Origin of the sequence: Streptomyces sp. MUSC 14 (assembly GCF_001866675.1) — a bacterium.
GTDB lineage: Bacteria > Actinomycetota > Actinomycetes > Streptomycetales > Streptomycetaceae > Streptomyces.
The window spans coordinates 14,424-30,360 of the sequence record NZ_MLYN01000024.1 but is presented as its reverse complement, the minus strand read 5'-3'; the positions used below and the strand labels follow the sequence as shown (position 1 = coordinate 30,360).

Sequence of the window (15,937 nt, the reverse complement as noted above, 5' to 3'; positions counted from 1 at the left end):
GTGATCGTCCTTGACGTGGGCGGGCAGGGGTAGGACCGTGGGGCCCTATGAGGGGCGAACCCAGTTGCCCGAGGTGTGGTGGCCGGGTCAGGGCGCCCGGTCTCTTCGCCGATGCGTGGCAGTGCGACGTGCACGGCACGGTGTATCCGCTGCAGCCCGTGATCCCGCCCAGCGTCGAAGCCCTCGCCGCCGTCGTGCAGCGCACCCACGTCCCGGTGTGGATGCCCTGGCCGCTGCCGGTCGGCTGGCTCTTCACGGGGGTGACCTACGCGGGCGACGACCGCAGCGGAGGCCGCGCCACCGCCGTGGCCTGTACCGGTCCCGGTCCGCTGGGCGGCCCGGCCGAACTCGTCCTGGTCGCCGAGGAGCTCGGCGTCGGTCTCGGCGCGCGCTACTCGGGCATCGACGGACCGGACCCGGGGCCGTACATGAACATCGAGAAGCCACCGGACGCCAAGGTGCTCGCCGTCGGCCGCCCGACCCCGCTCTGGCACGTCTTCCGCACCCCCGAGGACCGCGCGGTCTTCGCGGGCGAGGCGCTCGGCATGTGGCTGTGGGCGGTGATGTGGCCCGAGCAGTCCGGGCTGCTCATGTACGACGAGCTGGTGCTGACGGATCTGCGGGACGCGGGGGCGGAGCTGGATCTGGTGCCCTGCGGAGCGTTGTCGCCGCGCTTGCTCCGGCCGTAGCGCCCGTGGGGGTGCCGGGTTGCCCGCCGTCGGCGGGTGCGGTGCGTTGTGGTTGATCGCGCCCAGGCGGCGGAGCCGCAGATCGATACAGTCCCGCGCCCTTAGGGGTTGCAATTGCCGGTACCATCAAGTGTTCCCCTTTGAATCGTCGGTGTCTGGAGTCCTTGTGCGTATAGATCTGCACTGTCACTCCACGGCTTCCGACGGTACGGACACCCCGGCCGAGCTGGTGCGGAACGCTGCCGCCGCCGGGCTGGACGTCGTCGCGCTGACCGATCACGACACCACGCGCGGGTACGGCGAGGCGATCGCCGCGCTGCCCGCGGGGCTGACCCTGGTCACCGGCGCCGAGCTCTCCTGCCGAGTCGACGGGGTGTCCATGCACATGCTGGCCTACCTCTTCGACCCCGAGGAGCCCGCGCTCCTCGCCGAGCGGGAGCTGGTGCGGGACGACCGGGTGCCGCGCGCCCGGGGGATGGTCGCGAGGCTCAACGACCTCGGCGTGCCGGTCACCTGGGAGCAGGTCGAGCGGATCGCCGCCGGCGGTTCCGTGGGGCGGCCGCACGTCGCCACCGCGCTCGTCGAGCTGGGCGTCGTCCCGACCGTGAGCGACGCGTTCACCGAGGAGTGGCTGGCCGACGGCGGGCGGGCCTTCGTGGAGAAGCACGAGACCGACCCGTTCGAGGCGATCCGGCTGGTCAAGGGGGCGGGCGGGGTCTGCGTCTTCGCGCATCCGGCCGCCGCCAAGCGGGGCCGGACCGTTTCCGAGGCGCGCATCGCCGAGCTGGCGGCGGCCGGTCTGGACGGCCTCGAGGTCGATCACATGGACCACGAGGCCGACGCGCGCGAGCGGCTGCGGGGCCTCGCGAAGGACCTGGACCTGCTGGTCACGGGCTCCTCGGACTACCACGGCAGCCGCAAGACCGTCGCGCTCGGCGCGTACACGACCGACCCCGAGGTGTACGGGGAGATCACGCGACGCGCCACCGGCGCGTTCCCGGTGCCGGGCACCGGCGGAGCCTGAGGCCGGGGCCGGCACCGGCCTCACCCACTCACGCCCGTATCACTTCTTTCCGCAAGGCCTGCTTCCGCATGTTCGACATCGCCGTCTTCGGCTCCCTGTTCCTGACCCTCTTTGTCATCATGGATCCCCCCGGGATCACCCCGATCTTCCTTGCCCTGACCGCCGGACGGCCGGCCAAGGTGCAGAAGCGGATGGCCTTCCAGGCCGTCTGCGTGGCGTTCGGGGTCATCGCCGTCTTCGGCGTGCTCGGGCACCAGATCCTGGACTACCTGCACGTCTCCGTCCCCGCGCTGATGATCGCGGGCGGCCTGCTGCTCCTGCTGATCGCGCTGGACCTGCTCACCGGCAAGACCGACGAGCCGAAGCAGACGAAGGACGTGAACGTCGCCCTCGTACCGCTCGGCATGCCGCTGCTCGCCGGGCCCGGGGCGATCGTGTCCGTGATCCTGGCCGTGCAGAAGGCCGGCAGTGTGGCCACGCAGGTCTCCGTGTGGTCCGCGATCCTCGCGATCCACGTCGTGCTGTGGCTGGTGATGCGTTACTCGCTGCTGATCATCCGGGTCATCAAGGACGGCGGTGTCGTCCTCGTGACGCGACTCGCGGGCATGATGCTCTCCGCGATCGCCGTGCAGCAGATCATCAACGGGATCACTCAGGTGATCCGGGGGAGCTGAGCCGTCCTCGGCCCGGCTCCCCCGGAAAGCGTGAGTGTGGTCGCCCCGTTACGAGGCCGGGGTCTCGGCCGGGCGGATCCACAGGCGCTGCCCGATGGCGGCGGCCTGCTGAACGATCCGGTTGACGGAGGCGGCGTCCACGACGGTGCAGTCCACGGTGGTGCCGTCGACCTCGTCGAGTCGCCTGATCTCGAAGCGCACGGGCTTCTCCCTTCGTCTGGTCATCCTCCTGAGGAGAACTACTGGTGACTGTGTTGCCGTACACCACAGTCAACGTGCTTCGTGTTACAAACATTCCCTACGCTAAAGAAATTTTTCGAACGACTAATTACTAGTGGGTAAGGAACCGATCGGGACCGGTTGTGTTCGCAGCGTGACCACCGGGACAATGGGGACGATGACTGACGACCCGGCGGCCCTGGCCGCCCGCATCGAGCGCACGAACGAGCTGCTGGAGCGCATGCTCGCCGAGGTGGCGAAGACGCCCTCCACGCACGCGATCTTCGTCGACGCGGGCTATCTGTACGCGGCCGCGGGCCGGCTGGTCGCCGGGACCGAGGACCGCCGGGCCTTCGACCTCGACGCCGAGGGGCTGATCGACGCGCTGATCGACAAGGCCCGCACGATCTTCGCGGACAGCCGGCTGTTGCGCGTCTACTGGTACGACGGCGCCCGCCGCCGCATCCACACCGCCGAGCAGCAGACCATCGCCGAACTGCCCGACGTCAAGGTCCGTCTCGGCAACCTCAACGCCAACAACCAGCAGAAGGGCGTCGATTCGCTGATCCGCACGGACCTGGAGTCGCTGGCCCGCCACCGCGCCATCAGCGACGCCGCCCTCCTCGGCGGGGACGAGGACCTGGTCTCGGCGGTCGAGGCGGCCCAGGGCTACGGCGCCCGGGTCCATCTGTGGGGCATCGAGGCGCCCGACGGCCGCAACCAGGCCGAGCCCCTGCTCTGGGAGGTCGACAGCCAGCGCACCTTCGAGCTTGAGTTCTTCAAGCCGTACGTCTCGCGCCGTACCGCCGCCGCGTACGACGCCTCCGCCGGAACCCGGCCCAGTCGCGAGGACGTCCGCTTCGTCGGCGCCCAGATCGCGGCGAAGTGGCTGGCCTCCCGCGGCCGCGATGCGCTGGTCGAGCTGCTGCCCGGCCACCCTTATCTGCCCGGCTCCGTCGACCAGGACCTGCTGGTCGAGGCCGAGGGGCTGCTCCAGTACTCCCTGCGCGGCCAGGCCGATCTGCGCCGCGCCCTGCGCGACGGATTCTGGGAGCACCTGCAGGCGCAGTACTGAGGTCGGTGATACGTCGGCGGCCGGTGCCGAGTCCCCTGGTGTGGGGCGGGAGGGCACCGGCCGCAGCTTGGCCGCCGGGGCTGCGCCAGTGGTGCACCGGCGGTGATGCGGAGCCCGCCCTGTGGTTCCCTTGCGGGAAGCGGTGGCGTGAACCGATAGCTCATCCGGCTCTGTTCCTGCGGCCCATCCGCGAAAACCGGCCGGTAATTCGAATATTTCCAGCCAGTGTCCGCGAGGGGGTGTATCCACGTGGTCACTGGTGAGCACACTGGCAGGCCAGCGCCGCGCACCATCGAGCATGCAGGACTCACCTACACGTTTTCTACGGGAGATCTTTCGGAGTAAAGCCAGCACCATTAATTACACTGATTGACTGCCGACAACGCCGGGGGATCCGCACCAGTGAACAAACGAGCACTGAAACGCCTGCTCAAGGACCGCCGCGCACTCATCGCCCCCGAAGCCCACGGCCTCACACGCCCCACCGGATCCGGCCGGCGTGCCCCGGGCCTGTCCCAGCACCAGGTGGATCAGCTCGTCAACCGGGCCTTCGGCACGTACCACCGCCTGGAGTCCGGCACGTATCCCAACCCGCCCGTGGACCTGCTGCGCGACATAGCCCGCCTGTTCGTCCTGAACGAGCAGGAGTGGATCTCGCTGTGCCGGTACGCGCGCGGCGAGGACCCGCCCGGCCCGCTCTACGACACCAGCGGTCACGCCGTCCCCTCCGTTTGGGAGGAGGCCGTCGCCGCCGTGGCGCACCCCGCCTATGTCACCGACGCCTCCTGGAACCTGGTCACCTGCAACGAGCCGTTCCACCGGATCTTCGAGTCCGGGCAGGCCCCTGGGAACACCATGCGCTGGATGCTGATCGACGGTCGCGGGCAACTCACCGACTGGATCAGTGCCTGGGCGCCGCTCGTCATGCCCCAGCTGCAGGCCGCGCTCGCGCAGCGCCCCGACGACAAGGTCCTCAGGCAGATCGAGCAGGATGTCCTCGACGACCGCCTCGCCCGCCCGTTGTACGAGGTCGGCGGCGCCTGGATCCACCCCGACGGCGACGAGCGGCCGATCCGCCACGCGGTCGACGGCTCGGGCTGGGTGAGGATGTGCGTCGCGGAGCCGATGGCGGCTCCGGGGGCACGCCTCACGATCCTCATCTTTCGGCCAGGTCCGCGGCAGCCGAGCCAGTGTCCCCCCATGCTCCAGGCCCGCTGACCGTTTCAAACCCCCCTTCTTTGCGCGAGATTGGCAAAGAGTGAGAGAGCATGGCCGAGACGGCAGTGGCTCGAACCAGCCAACTTTGCCGTACCTTGACCTTTATCAGGTTGCGTGCCCTAGGGGGGACACATGCCCGTCCACATCGCCCGTCCGAGCGCCCTCCTCGCTGCGCACAAGGTCACCACGGGCGAGATAGCCGACGACATCCGGGCCCACCACCCCAATCATCCGCGCCTCGGGGCGATCCTCCGTGTCCTCGGTAACTGCGGTGTCCAGACCCGGTACTTCACCCAGCCGCTGGACTCGCCCACCGTCAGCGGCACCGCCCCGGTCGAGGAGCGCGCGCCCGCCGCCTTCGCCGACGCCCTGGGCATGGCCGAGCGCGCGGCCCGTTCCGCACTCCGCAGCCACGGGCTCGAACCGGGCGACATCACTGGCCTGATCACCGCCCACGCCACCGGCTGGGCGGTACCGAACCTCGACGTCCACCTGGTGCACCGGCTCGGCCTGCGTCCCGCCGTCCGTCGTACGGCCCTGACCACCGGGGCCTGCGTGGGCGGCGTCACCGCCCTCGTCCGCGCCGTCGAGCAGGCACTGCTCCACCCCGGCTCCCGTGTCCTCGTCGTCGCCGCCGAAGTTCCCTCCTCGGTCTACAACCACACGGACACCGAGATCGAGCACATGATCTACAAGGCGCTGTTCGGCGACAGCGCGGCCGCCACCGTCGTCAGCAGCGACCCCCTCGGCCCCGGCCTCACCGTCGACGGACCCGGAGGCCTCTTCGAGTACCTCCTGCCGGACTCTCTCGACTTCTACGCGGGTCGTATGGACAGCCACGGCCTGCACTTCGACTCCACCAAGGCCGCCATGGGCGGGGCCAAGCACGTCATGCCCGCTCTCCTGGAGTGGCTCGCCGGCCGCTCGGTCACGGTTCCGGTCATCCACCCCGGCTCCCGGCCGATCATCATGGACACCGCCGCGGCCCTCGGCCTCACCGAGGACGACGCCCGCCACTCGCTCGACACCCTGTCGGAAGAGGGCAACCTCGGAGGCGTATCGGTTCTTCGCGTCCTGGAACGCACCCACGGCCGTCCTCCGGCCGACGGCGAGCAGGCTCTGATCGTCGCCTACGGACCCGGTTTCAGCCTCTGCGCCCTGCACGCCACGTGGACCGACTAGGACACGGCGGTCGGAAGTGGCACACTGAAGACGGCTGTCCTGCTCTGCATCCCCCGTCGGAGCAGGGCAGTCGTCCTGCGTCAGCGGTGCGTACGGTGACCACAGGGTCAGCGGCTCATCCGGTGACCGCGGGCGGCTGGTCCGCCACGTCCCTCACGCCCGCCCCGTCCGCAGCGTCCCAGAAGTCGGCGACGGCCTCGGCCGTGGCGAGCGGCCGGTCGGTGTTGGGCGAGTGCTCCGCGTCCGCGACGACCGTGCGCCGCGCCCGCAGCCGTACCGCCATGGCGTCGAGCAGCGGCAGCGGCCAGGTGTCGTCCTTGTCGCCCGACAGCACATGGAACGGCAGCGGTACGGCGGCCAGTTCGGCGACCCGGTCCGGCTCCGTGCACAACTGCCGTCCGGTGGCGATCAGTTGGGCGGGAGTGGTGCCCAGCCAGCGGCGCCGCAGATCGTCCCGGTCGTCGAGTCCGCCGTCGAGCGCGGCCGTCTCGGTCTCCTCGGGCGTCTCCATCGCCTGGATCGCCTCCCAGACTTCGGCCATGTTCATCACCGCGAGCGCGTCCCGCAACAGCTTCACGCGCTGCTGCTGGGACGGCGAGATCTGCGCCGGACCGGATGCCATCAGGGTCAGCGACCGGAAGGGCGCGTGGTCGAGCAGTACGGCCGCACGCGAGATCTGCCCGCCGAGCGAGTGCCCCAGCAGATGCACCGGGCTCCCGGCCCCGACGGCCTCCGCCTGCGCCAGCACGTCCTGCGCCAACTCGGCCTGGGCATAGGCCCGTTCATCCGTCTCGGGCCCGGCGGACTCGAACTGTCCGCGTCCGTCCACGGCCACCGTCCGGTATCCGCGCCGCGCGAGCGGCACGTGCAGAGGATTGAAGTCCTCCTTGCTTCCGGTGAACCCCGGCAGCAACAGCGCGATCCCTCGGGGCTCCACCCCGTCGGCCACGGGAGCGTCGACGACGGCGAACTCCCCACGCGCGGTACGCAACGCGTACGCACGCGCACCGGGGGGCGGGACGAAGGTGGCGGGCCTGCTCATGGGGAGAGGCTATCGGTCGGGCGACACCCGAGCGGAGCGGGGAGGGGACGGAAGGGGGGGGCAGGCTGTGGTCCGCCGGATGCACGACGGCCCGGCCCACAAGGAGTGGGCCGGGCCGTCGGTTACAGGCGTTCCGGATCAGCCTTCGGCTGCCTCGACGACCGCCGTGGCCTTACGGGTCCGGCGCCGCGGCTTGGCCTCCGGCTCCTCGGTGGCCTGCGCCGGGATCTCGGCGGTGGCTGCCGTCTTCCGCGCGCGGCGGGGCTTGGCCTCGGCGGCACCGTCCGCGTCGGCGGCCGTGGCGGCGGCCGTGGCGGCGGCCTTGCGGGTGCGACGGGGCTTGGCCTCCGCTTCCGCGGCCTCGGGCACGGCGGCCGCCGTCTTCCGGGTCCGGCGCGGCTTGGCCTCGGCCACCGGAGCCTCGGCCGTCGCCGTCGCCGTCGCTGCCGTCTTGCGGGTGCGGCGGGGCTTGGTCTCCGTGACCTCGGCGGTGTCCACCGCGGCCTCGGCGGCGGCTGCCGTCTTCCGGGTCCGGCGCGGCTTGGCTTCCGTGCCTTCGGCGGTTTCGACGGCGGCCGTGGCGGCCGTCTTCCGCGTGCGACGGGGCTTGGCCTCGGCCTCGGCTTCCGGAGCCTCGGCCGTCGTTGTCGTCTTGCGGGTGCGGCGGGGCTTGGCCTCCGTGACCTCGGCCGTGTCCGCCACGGTCTCGGCGGCGGCCGCCGTCTTGCGGGTCCGGCGGGGCTTGGCTTCGGCCTCGGGGGCTTCGGCCGTCTCCGGGGCGGTGGCAGCCGTCTTGCGGGTGCGGCGGGGCTTGGTCTCCGTGACCTCGGCGGTGTCCACCGCGGCCTCGGCGGCGGCCGCCGTCTTGCGCGTGCGGCGCGGCTTGGCCACCGGAGCGGGCTCGGCCGTGGCGACGGCCTGCTCCGCGGCGGGCTCGGCCGTGGTGGCGGCCTGCTCCGCGGCGGGCTCGGCCGTGGTGGCGGCCTTGCGGGTCCGGCGGCGCGGCGTGGCCTCGGCCTCCGGGGCCGCCACGGTCACCGGCTCGGACGCGGACGCGGACACGGTCTCGGTCACCGTCAAGAGCGTCTCGGCCGTGGGCTCGGCGGCGGGCGCCGGCACCGTCGGCTCCGCCGACTTGCGGGTGCGGCGGCGGCGCGGCTTCTCGTCCGCTTCCGGGGTCTCCGGCGCGGCCGGGGCCGTCACCGTGTCGGCCACGACGGCGGACTCGACCACGCTCTCGGCGGCCGGCACCGGCTGGCCCGACGCTCCGGCGCGCGTACGGCGGCGGCGACGCAGGGTGCGGGGCGCCGTCTGGGCCTCCTCCGCCGGACCGGACTCGGCTGCAGGCGCCGGAGCCGTCGTGGCGGCGGGCGTGCTGCCCGTGGCGTCCAACGGGGTGCCACCGCGCGTACGGCGGCGGCGACGCGGCGTACGGGACGGACGCTCGCGCTCGGCAGCCGGGGCGGCAGCGGCGTCCGAACCGCCGCGGCCATCACGGCCGTTGCGGTCACCTCGGTCACCCCGGTCACCGCGACCGCGCGCACCGCGGCCGCCGGTCTCGCCCAGGTCCTCCAGCTCCTCCGCGTCCAGACCGGCACGCGTCCGCTCCGAGCGCGGCAGGATGCCCTTCGTGCCCGCCGGGATGTCGAGGTCGGAGAACAGGTGCGGGGACGTCGAGTACGTCTCCACCGGGTCGTTGAAGTCCAGCTCCAGCGCCTTGTTGATCAGCTGCCAGCGCGGGATGTCGTCCCAGTCGACGAACGTGATCGCCGTACCCTTGGCGCCCGCGCGGCCCGTACGGCCGATGCGGTGCAGGTACGTCTTCTCGTCCTCGGGGGACTGGTAGTTGATGACGTGGGTGACGCCCTCGACGTCGATACCGCGCGCGGCGACGTCGGTGCAGACGAGGACGTCGACCTTGCCGTTGCGGAACGCGCGCAGCGCCTGCTCGCGGGCGCCCTGGCCGAGGTCGCCGTGGACCGCGCCGGAGGCGAAACCGCGGCGCTGCAGCTGCTCGGCGATGTCGGCGGCCGTCCGCTTGGTGCGGCAGAAGATCATCGCCAGTCCGCGGCCCTCGGCCTGCAGGATGCGGGCGACCATCTCCGGCTTGTCCATGGAGTGACCGCGGTACACGAACTGCTTGATGTTCGCGACCGTCGCGCCCTCGTCGTCCGGCGCGGTCGCGCGGATGTGCGTGGGCCGGGACATGTAGCGGCGCGCGAGGCCGATGACCGCGCCCGGCATGGTGGCCGAGAACAGCATGGTCTGGCGCTTGGCCGGCAGCATGTCGATGATCTTCTCGACGTCGGGCAGGAAGCCCAGGTCGAGCATCTCGTCGGCCTCGTCGAGGACGAGGCACTTGACGTGCTTCAGGTTCAGCTTCTTCTGGCCCGCGAGGTCGAGCAGCCGGCCCGGGGTGCCGACGACGACGTCGACGCCCTTCTTCAGGGCCTCCACCTGCGGCTCGTAGGCCCGGCCGCCGTAGATCGCCGTCACGCGCACGTTACGGACCTTGCCGGCCGTCAGCAGGTCGTTGGTGACCTGGGTGCACAGCTCGCGCGTGGGGACGACGACGAGGGCCTGAGGGGCCTCCGTGAGGGCCTCGGGGGCGGCGCGTCCGGCCTCGACGTCGGCGGGGACGGTGACGCGCTCAAGGAGCGGGAGGCCGAAGCCCAGCGTCTTGCCGGTGCCGGTCTTGGCCTGGCCGATGACGTCCGTGCCGGAAAGGGCGACGGGGAGCGTCATCTCCTGGATGGGGAAGGGGTTGATGATGCCGACGGCCTCCAGGGCCTCGGCGGTCTCGGGAAGGATTCCGAGTTCTCGAAACGTCGTAGTCAGGGTGCTGCCTCTTCTGTGTGGTGCGGTGCGAGGCGAGCGCGGGGGTCATGTCTGACCGTGCCGGGGACGTCGGCTAGCCGTACGGGCGAACCACTCGGGCAAGCCGTAAGACACGGGACCTCTGCCGACGCTCTAGCGCTCGTACCGCTGAGGGTGTCCCTCCGGTCGTCGTACGTACTGATCCGTACGGCCAGGGAGGGCTGTCGGGTCGGAGCCGATCGGGCCACCGACCGGGCATCCTCATGCGTGCGCCCTGTCGGAGCACGTCGAATATTGTCAACGCACTCAGCAGGCGCATTACCACCATACCCCGGATTGGCGCACACGCGATGGCCGATTTGGTCACGTAGTCGTGGTCACACTGATCGACCAGGCACTTCCAGGGGGGCGCGAGCGGGCTATTGTGCGGCTCATGACTAGCGCTGACAAGCCTGAGAAGGACTCCGTCGCACCCACGGGCATCGCCGCCCAGGACTGGGCGCGGGCCTCCGCCGACCCGCAGTACCGCGCGGCCGTCGTGGATCTGCTCGGCGCGCTCGCGTACGGGGAGCTGGCGGCGTTCGAGCGGCTCGCGGAGGACGCGAAGCTGGCGCCGACCCTCTCGGACAAGGCGGAGCTGGCGAAGATGGCCTCGGCCGAGTTCCACCACTTCGAGCGGCTGCGGGACCGGCTGACCGAGATCGGCGAGGAGCCGACGGCCGCCATGGACCCGTTCGTCGCGGCCCTGGACGGCTTCCACCGTCAGACCGCGCCGTCGGACTGGCTGGAGGGCCTGGTCAAGGCGTACGTCGGCGACTCGATCGCGAGTGACTTCTACCGGGAGGTCGCGGCAAGGCTCGACTCCGACACCCGCGAGCTGGTCCTCGCCGTCCTCGACGACACCGGGCACGCCGGGTTCGCGGTGGAGAAGGTGCGGGCCGCCATCGACGCCGATCCGCGCGTGGGCGGCCGGCTGGCACTGTGGGCGCGGCGGCTGATGGGCGAGGCGCTGTCGCAGTCCCAGCGGGTGGTCGCCGACCGGGACGCGCTGTCGACGATGCTCGTGGGCGGTGTCGCCGACGGGTTCGATCTCGCGGAGGTCGGCAGGATGTTCTCGCGGATCACGGAGGCGCACACGAAGCGGATGGCGGCGCTGGGCCTCGCGGCCTGAGGGCCGGTGCGCTCCGTGGGGGTCGGTTTCGGCGAGCTGCGCGGCTGCGGGTCCGTCGGGGCCGGTCGCGCAGTTCCCCGCGCCCCTTCGGGGTGCGGCCCCGAAACCCTACGCCGTCGCTGATCGGCGGATTCTGCCGGTCGGGCGCAGGAGCAGGGACAGGGATGCCGCCGAGATGACGGCGGCGCCCACGAGGCTCAGCCAGGCGGTGCCGGGGCCGAGGGCGGTGTGGGTGACGAAGTCGCCGAAGAGGGCTCCGGCGATGCCCGTGGAGAACACCAGCGGGCGGGCCGGGAGCCGGTGGGAGAGGCGGTGGGCCGCCGCCCACGCCAGGACGAGACCGAGCACTGCGGACGCGAGTGCTTCCAAGATCATGTCGGAGTCCCTCCCATGGCCGGTCTCTGCCTTGACGTTCGTAGCCCGTCATACCCGTGGCCTGCGGACTGCAACCCTCCGCTGTGCGGGAGTTGTGTCCTACCTGTGTGCGAATCCCCGAAAGCAAGGGCCCGGCGGCCGAATTGCCGCCGGGCCCTTCTCACTGCATCGGCCTACTAGGCGCCGAAGCCCACCTTGCGCACGGTGGGCTGGCCGATCTCCACGTACGCCAGGCGGTCCGCCGGCACCAGGATCTTGCGGCCCTTCTCGTCCTGAAGGCTCAGCAGGGGCGTCTTTCCGGCCAGCGCGTCGTTCACCAGGCGCTCGACCTCCTCGACGCTCTGACCGCTCTCCAGAACGATCTCGCGGGGCGCGTACTGCACGCCGATCTTGACCTCCACGGCTATGTCCCTCCGACGGCCAGTGATGTGCGCGATCTTCCGCGCCGTACGCAGCACACATTAGCCCGGTGAGGGGACGTACACGCTGCGGGGCGGAACGCCATCAGCGAACAGCCGTCGGGAACAAACGGCCGTCAGTGGTGTTCGGTGCCGTGCAGCGGGAAGCCGGCGATGCCCCGCCAGGCCAGCGAGGCCAGCAGCTGCACGGCCTGATCACGCGGGACGCTGCGGTCGCTGTGCAGCCAGGAGCGGGCCACGACCTGGGCCAGACCGCCGAGGCCGGAGGCGAGCAGCATCGACTCCGCGCGCGACAGGCCCGTGTCCTCGGCGATGACCTCGCAGATCGCCTCCGCGCAGTCGTTGGTGACCTTGTCGACGCGCTCGCGCACGGCGGGCTCGTTCGTCAGGTCCGACTCGAAGACCAGCCGGAAGGCGCCGCCGTCGTCCTCGACGTAGGCGAAATAGGCGTCCATGGTGGCGCGCACGCGCTGCTTGTTGTCCGTCGTGGACGCGAGCGCGGTGCGCACGGACTGGATCAGTGCTTCGCAGTGCTGGTCCAGCAGGGCGAGGTACAGGTCGAGCTTGCCCGGGAAGTGCTGGTAGAGCACCGGCTTGCTCACTCCGGCCCGCTCGGCGATGTCGTCCATCGCGGCCGCGTGGTAGCCCTGTGCGACGAAAACCTCCTGGGCGGCGCCCAGGAGCTGGTTCCGTCGGGCTCGGCGCGGCAGACGGGTGCCACGCGGGCGTGCCGCCTCAGTTTGCTCGATGGCTGTCACGCCGCCTCCCAAAGTCGTCCACATGCGGTGTCGGCCGCGCGGCCATCGTACTTTTCGGTAACCGTGGTGTGCGCGGTGCGAGCGCAGAATTTCATGTACCGGACGGTGGCGAAAGCCGTGATCATCCTCTGGAACGGGCCGGAAGTCCGCCAGAGGTCAGCGGTAGTCGTCCTCGTCGAGTCGGACCACGTGCGCCTGTTCGAGTTGGTCGGCCACGTTCGCGGCCCGGTCCGGGTCCACGTCCGTCAGGGGGTCGTCGCGGTCCGGCGCGAGGTCGGCGTGCTGTTCGGCGGCGTCCACCTCGGGGGCCTCGACGTCGAGCTCCGCCGTCTCGCTCTCCGGGTCGTCGGTCGTGTCGGGCTCGGTGGGGTCATAGGCCATGGTGGGCTCCCTTCCTACGAACGTCCCTGGAAGCAGCACACACGGGTGCCCTGGGTACGAGCCTAGGAGAGAGCGGAACCGGACGCCATACGCTGCATCGCGCGCGTACGGCGCACGCTGTGACGGCGAACACACGGACCTCGGCGTGATCACCTCGTAACATTGCCGCATGTCTTCGACCGAGTCGCCGTCCGTGTCGGCCGCAAGCGTGCTTCCGAAGGTGGCGCCCGTACGGGTCGGTGAGGGCGAGCGGCTGCGGTCCGTGGGGCTGCCCGGTGTCACCCTGTCGATCCGCTCCCGCCCACCCGCGCGCGCGGGCCTGCCGCCCGCGCTGTACGTCCACGGGCTCGGCGGTTCCTCGCAGAACTGGTCGCAGCTGATGACCGAGCTGGACGGCGTCGTCGACAGCGAGGCGCTCGACCTGCCCGGCTTCGGCGACTCCCCGCCCCCGGACGACGGCGACTACTCCGTCACGGGGCACGCGCGCGCGGTGATCCGGTATCTCGACGCGGCCGGCCGCGGCCCGGTCCACCTCGTCGGCAACTCGCTGGGCGGCGCCGTCACCACGCGCGTGGCCGCCGTACGCCCCGACCTCGTCCGTACGCTCACGCTCGTCTCGCCCGCCCTGCCCGAGCTGCGCGTCCAGCGCACGGCGGTGCCGACCGCGCTGCTCGGTGTGCCCGGCATCGCCGCGATGTTCACCCGGATGACCAAGGAGTGGTCGGCCGAACAGCGGGTGCGCGGGGTCATGGCGCTCTGTTACGGCGATCCCTCGAAGGTGTCTCCCGAGGCGTTCCGGGAGGCCGTCGAGGAGCTGGAGCGGCGGCTGCAACTGCCGTACTTCTGGGACGCGATGGCCCGCTCCGCGCGCGGGATCGTCGACGCCTACACCCTCGGCGGCCAGCACGGGCTGTGGCGCCAGGCCGAGCGCGTGCTCGCGCCGACCCTGCTGGTCTACGGCGGCCGCGACCAGCTGGTCGGCTTCCGTATGGCCGCCAAGGCCGCCCGCACCTTCCGCGACTCCCGTCTGCTGTCCCTGCCGGACGCCGGGCACGTGGCGATGATGGAGTACCCGGGGGTGGTGGCCAGCGCCTTCCGGGAACTCCTGGTCGGCGCCGCCGACGCTGCCGAGACGGCTGGTGGCGCCTCGGGGGCGGGCGCCACGCGCGCGTCCGCCGAGGGCGACGTCACCGTCCAGGGCGCGGGGAGCTGAGGCCGGCGTGGGACGCCACAGCCGTCGCGGACCGGCCCCCAGGACCGGTGCCGCGGACATAGCCGCAAGGCGCACGGAGAACTCGAAGGGCGCTGGGCGGGCGGAGGGGGCCGAGCAACGGCTCACGCCCGGGCGCGGGGCGCCACGGCTGCCGGACGGCACGCCCGCGCAGGGGGTGCCGCGGTTTCCCGACGGGACTCCGGCCCAGGGGATGCCCCGGCTGCCCGACGGCACGCCCGCCCACGGCATGCCGGGGTTCGGCGGGGGTACGCCCGCGCGTGGTGTGCCGCGTCTTCCCGACGGCACGCCCGCGCAGGGGGTGCCGCGGTTTCCCGACGGGACTCCGGCCCAGGGGATGCCCCGGCTGCCCGACGGCACGCCCGCCCACGGCATGCCGGGGTTCGGCGGGGGTACGCCCCCGCGTGGTGTGCCGCGTCTTCCCGACGGGACGCCCGTGCGGGGCGTTCCCCGGCTGCCCGACGGCACCCCTGCCCATGGCGTGCCCGGTTTCCCGGAGGGGGCTCCCGCGCGCGGGGGACATCCCGAACAGCGGGAACGGGGCGGCGGCTGGGGCGAGTTCGCGGGGCGGGCCGGAGCAGGCGGCGGTCCCGGTGCCGGCGGTGGTCCCGGTGTCGTGCTTCCGCGGCAGCGGCGGGCGGGGCAGGAGGGCGGGCCCCGGCAGGAGTACCTGGACGCCTTCGGTGACGCCGAGGCCGGCGGCGCGGACCCGGAGGACGTCGACGTCTTCACGCCCCGCGCGCGTGGGCCACGCGGTACCGAGGAGCCGTCGGCGTACGCGACGACCGCCCTGGAGGCCGAGGCCGATGGCGGCGGCACAGCCCCTGCCGGGCTGCCCGCGCAGCGTTCCGGGGGCAAGGGGCGGGCCTTCACCGGGGTCGCGGCGGCCGCCGTCACCACGGTGCTCGCCGTGATCGTCGCCGGACAGGTGGCCGAGGGGCAGCGGGGCGACAGCGCCACGCAGTCGCGGTCGGCCACCGACCAGGATCAGGACACCCGTGCGCCCGCAGGGTCGGTGCCCTCCGCCTCGGCGAGCGCGGTGCCGCTGACGTACGAGCAGGCGATGGACCGGACGTACCCGCTCAGCGCCACGCTGAAGGCCTCGGGCACGTTCGACGCCGTCCCCGGGTTCGACAAGGCGCCGGGCACCGGGCACAAGTACACCTACCGCGTCGACGTCGAGCGGGGGCTCGGGCTGGACGGCGCCCTGTTCGCCGAAGCCGTGCAGAAGACCCTGAACGACAGCCGCAGTTGGGCCCACGGCGGCGCCCGCACCTTCGAGCGGATCTCCTCCGGCAAGCCCGACTTCGTGATCACGCTGGCCAGCCCCGGCACGACCGCCGCCTGGTGCGCCAAGTCCGGACTGGACACCACGGAGGACAACGTCTCCTGCGACTCGGCCTCCACCGAACGAGTGATGATCAATGCATACAGGTGGGCGCAGGGCAGCAAGACATACGGGGACAGGATTCATCCCTACCGGCAGATGTTGATCAACCACGAGGTCGGTCACCGCCTCGGCTACGGCCACGTGACGTGCCAGAAGAGCGGCGAACTCGCTCCCGTCATGCAGCAGCAGACCAAGTTCCTGGATCATGACGGAATCCACTGTCTGCCCAATCCCTGGCCCTATCCCGGGAGTTGACAGATGCTTCTCATGTC

General features: G+C 71.8%; 16 protein-coding genes. 9 read left to right on the top strand and 7 right to left on the bottom strand.

Annotation, left to right across the window (positions count from 1 at the left end; genetic code table 11):
- Positions 1–47: 47 nt before the first annotated feature.
- From BIV25_RS15660 to BIV25_RS15650, 3 genes are all read left to right on the top strand, one after another.
- Complete coding sequence (locus tag BIV25_RS15660; protein ID WP_071372935.1) at positions 48–689, top strand: DUF6758 family protein; 642 nt, start codon at positions 48–50, stop codon at positions 687–689.
- 166 nt (positions 690–855) lie between these two features.
- A complete protein-coding gene (locus tag BIV25_RS15655; RefSeq protein ID WP_071372934.1) occupies positions 856–1,713 on the top strand; it encodes a PHP domain-containing protein in 858 nt (285 codons plus the stop codon).
- Between the two features lie 68 nt (positions 1,714–1,781).
- A complete protein-coding gene (locus tag BIV25_RS15650; RefSeq protein ID WP_071372933.1) occupies positions 1,782–2,387 on the top strand; it encodes a MarC family protein in 606 nt (201 codons plus the stop codon).
- Positions 2,388–2,435: 48 nt separating this feature from the next.
- On the opposite strand, the gene BIV25_RS51045 is transcribed toward BIV25_RS15650, so the two are convergent.
- Positions 2,436–2,612 (bottom strand): hypothetical protein, encoded by a 177-nt coding sequence (locus tag BIV25_RS51045; RefSeq protein WP_177235293.1) that lies wholly within the window; start codon positions 2,610–2,612, stop codon positions 2,436–2,438.
- Between the two features lie 163 nt (positions 2,613–2,775).
- Here BIV25_RS51045 and BIV25_RS15645 point away from each other — a divergent pair, with 163 nt between their 5' ends.
- The 3 genes from BIV25_RS15645 to BIV25_RS15635 all read left to right on the top strand — a co-directional run bounded on the left by BIV25_RS15645 (position 2,776) and on the right by BIV25_RS15635 (position 6,081).
- Entirely contained in the window at positions 2,776–3,681 is a 906-nt protein-coding gene (locus BIV25_RS15645) for an NYN domain-containing protein (protein ID WP_177235295.1), read from the top strand.
- A 402-nt stretch (positions 3,682–4,083) separates the two neighbouring features.
- On the top strand, positions 4,084–4,899 hold the full coding sequence (locus tag BIV25_RS15640) for a helix-turn-helix transcriptional regulator (protein ID WP_071372931.1): 816 nt from the start codon (positions 4,084–4,086) through the stop codon (positions 4,897–4,899).
- Positions 4,900–5,031: 132 nt separating this feature from the next.
- Positions 5,032–6,081: a PhlD gene (locus tag BIV25_RS15635; protein ID WP_071372930.1), complete on the top strand. Its 1,050-nt coding sequence runs from the start codon at positions 5,032–5,034 to the stop codon at positions 6,079–6,081.
- A gap of 115 nt (positions 6,082–6,196) precedes the next feature.
- Here BIV25_RS15635 and BIV25_RS15630 read toward each other — a convergent pair whose 3' ends face one another.
- Complete coding sequence (locus BIV25_RS15630; protein WP_071372929.1) at positions 6,197–7,123, bottom strand: alpha/beta fold hydrolase; 927 nt, start codon at positions 7,121–7,123, stop codon at positions 6,197–6,199.
- A gap of 138 nt (positions 7,124–7,261) precedes the next feature.
- On the bottom strand, positions 7,262–9,868 hold the full coding sequence (locus BIV25_RS15625) for a DEAD/DEAH box helicase (protein WP_071372928.1): 2,607 nt from the start codon (positions 9,866–9,868) through the stop codon (positions 7,262–7,264).
- Positions 9,869–10,373: 505 nt separating this feature from the next.
- Here BIV25_RS15625 and BIV25_RS15620 point away from each other — a divergent pair.
- Positions 10,374–11,111: a ferritin-like fold-containing protein gene (locus BIV25_RS15620; RefSeq protein ID WP_256255837.1), complete on the top strand. Its 738-nt coding sequence runs from the start codon at positions 10,374–10,376 to the stop codon at positions 11,109–11,111.
- Positions 11,112–11,219: 108 nt separating this feature from the next.
- Here the strand turns inward: BIV25_RS15620 and BIV25_RS15615 are convergent, their stop codons facing one another.
- The 4 genes from BIV25_RS15615 to BIV25_RS15600 all read right to left on the bottom strand — a co-directional run bounded on the left by BIV25_RS15615 (position 11,220) and on the right by BIV25_RS15600 (position 13,044).
- Positions 11,220–11,486, bottom strand: coding sequence for a hypothetical protein (locus tag BIV25_RS15615; RefSeq protein ID WP_071372926.1), 267 nt, complete (start codon positions 11,484–11,486; stop codon positions 11,220–11,222).
- A gap of 176 nt (positions 11,487–11,662) precedes the next feature.
- Positions 11,663–11,887: a DUF3107 domain-containing protein gene (locus BIV25_RS15610; RefSeq protein ID WP_071372925.1), complete on the bottom strand. Its 225-nt coding sequence runs from the start codon at positions 11,885–11,887 to the stop codon at positions 11,663–11,665.
- Positions 11,888–12,021: 134 nt separating this feature from the next.
- Positions 12,022–12,663 carry a TetR/AcrR family transcriptional regulator gene (locus BIV25_RS15605; RefSeq protein ID WP_071372924.1) on the bottom strand — a complete coding sequence of 214 codons (642 nt, stop codon included), beginning with the start codon at positions 12,661–12,663 and terminating at the stop codon, positions 12,022–12,024.
- 156 nt (positions 12,664–12,819) lie between these two features.
- On the bottom strand, positions 12,820–13,044 hold the full coding sequence (locus BIV25_RS15600; RefSeq protein ID WP_071372923.1) for a hypothetical protein: 225 nt from the start codon (positions 13,042–13,044) through the stop codon (positions 12,820–12,822).
- Between the two features lie 169 nt (positions 13,045–13,213).
- On the opposite strand from BIV25_RS15600, the gene BIV25_RS15595 reads away from it, so the two are divergent.
- Together BIV25_RS15595 and BIV25_RS46960 are read left to right on the top strand one after the other, a co-directional pair.
- Positions 13,214–14,257, top strand: coding sequence for an alpha/beta fold hydrolase (locus tag BIV25_RS15595; RefSeq protein ID WP_071372922.1), 1,044 nt, complete (start codon positions 13,214–13,216; stop codon positions 14,255–14,257).
- 7 nt (positions 14,258–14,264) lie between these two features.
- Positions 14,265–15,920: a DUF3152 domain-containing protein gene (locus BIV25_RS46960; protein ID WP_079176659.1), complete on the top strand. Its 1,656-nt coding sequence runs from the start codon at positions 14,265–14,267 to the stop codon at positions 15,918–15,920.
- Positions 15,921–15,937: the final 17 nt, after the last annotated feature.

Coding starts and splice junctions, on each gene's coding strand:
- BIV25_RS15660 (WP_071372935.1), top strand. CDS start 48: ATGAGGGGCGAACCCAGTTGCCCGAGGTGTGGTGGCCGGGTCAGGGCG.
- BIV25_RS15635 (WP_071372930.1), top strand. CDS start 5,032: ATGCCCGTCCACATCGCCCGTCCGAGCGCCCTCCTCGCTGCGCACAAG.
- BIV25_RS15595 (WP_071372922.1), top strand. CDS start 13,214: ATGTCTTCGACCGAGTCGCCGTCCGTGTCGGCCGCAAGCGTGCTTCCG.
- BIV25_RS15650 (WP_071372933.1), top strand. CDS start 1,782: ATGTTCGACATCGCCGTCTTCGGCTCCCTGTTCCTGACCCTCTTTGTC.
- BIV25_RS15600 (WP_071372923.1), bottom strand. CDS start 13,044: ATGGCCTATGACCCCACCGAGCCCGACACGACCGACGACCCGGAGAGC.
- BIV25_RS51045 (WP_177235293.1), bottom strand. CDS start 2,612: ATGACCAGACGAAGGGAGAAGCCCGTGCGCTTCGAGATCAGGCGACTC.
- BIV25_RS15615 (WP_071372926.1), bottom strand. CDS start 11,486: ATGATCTTGGAAGCACTCGCGTCCGCAGTGCTCGGTCTCGTCCTGGCG.
- BIV25_RS15625 (WP_071372928.1), bottom strand. CDS start 9,868: ATGACGCTCCCCGTCGCCCTTTCCGGCACGGACGTCATCGGCCAGGCC.
- BIV25_RS15620 (WP_256255837.1), top strand. CDS start 10,374: ATGACTAGCGCTGACAAGCCTGAGAAGGACTCCGTCGCACCCACGGGC.
- BIV25_RS15645 (WP_177235295.1), top strand. CDS start 2,776: ATGGGGACGATGACTGACGACCCGGCGGCCCTGGCCGCCCGCATCGAG.
- BIV25_RS15630 (WP_071372929.1), bottom strand. CDS start 7,123: ATGAGCAGGCCCGCCACCTTCGTCCCGCCCCCCGGTGCGCGTGCGTAC.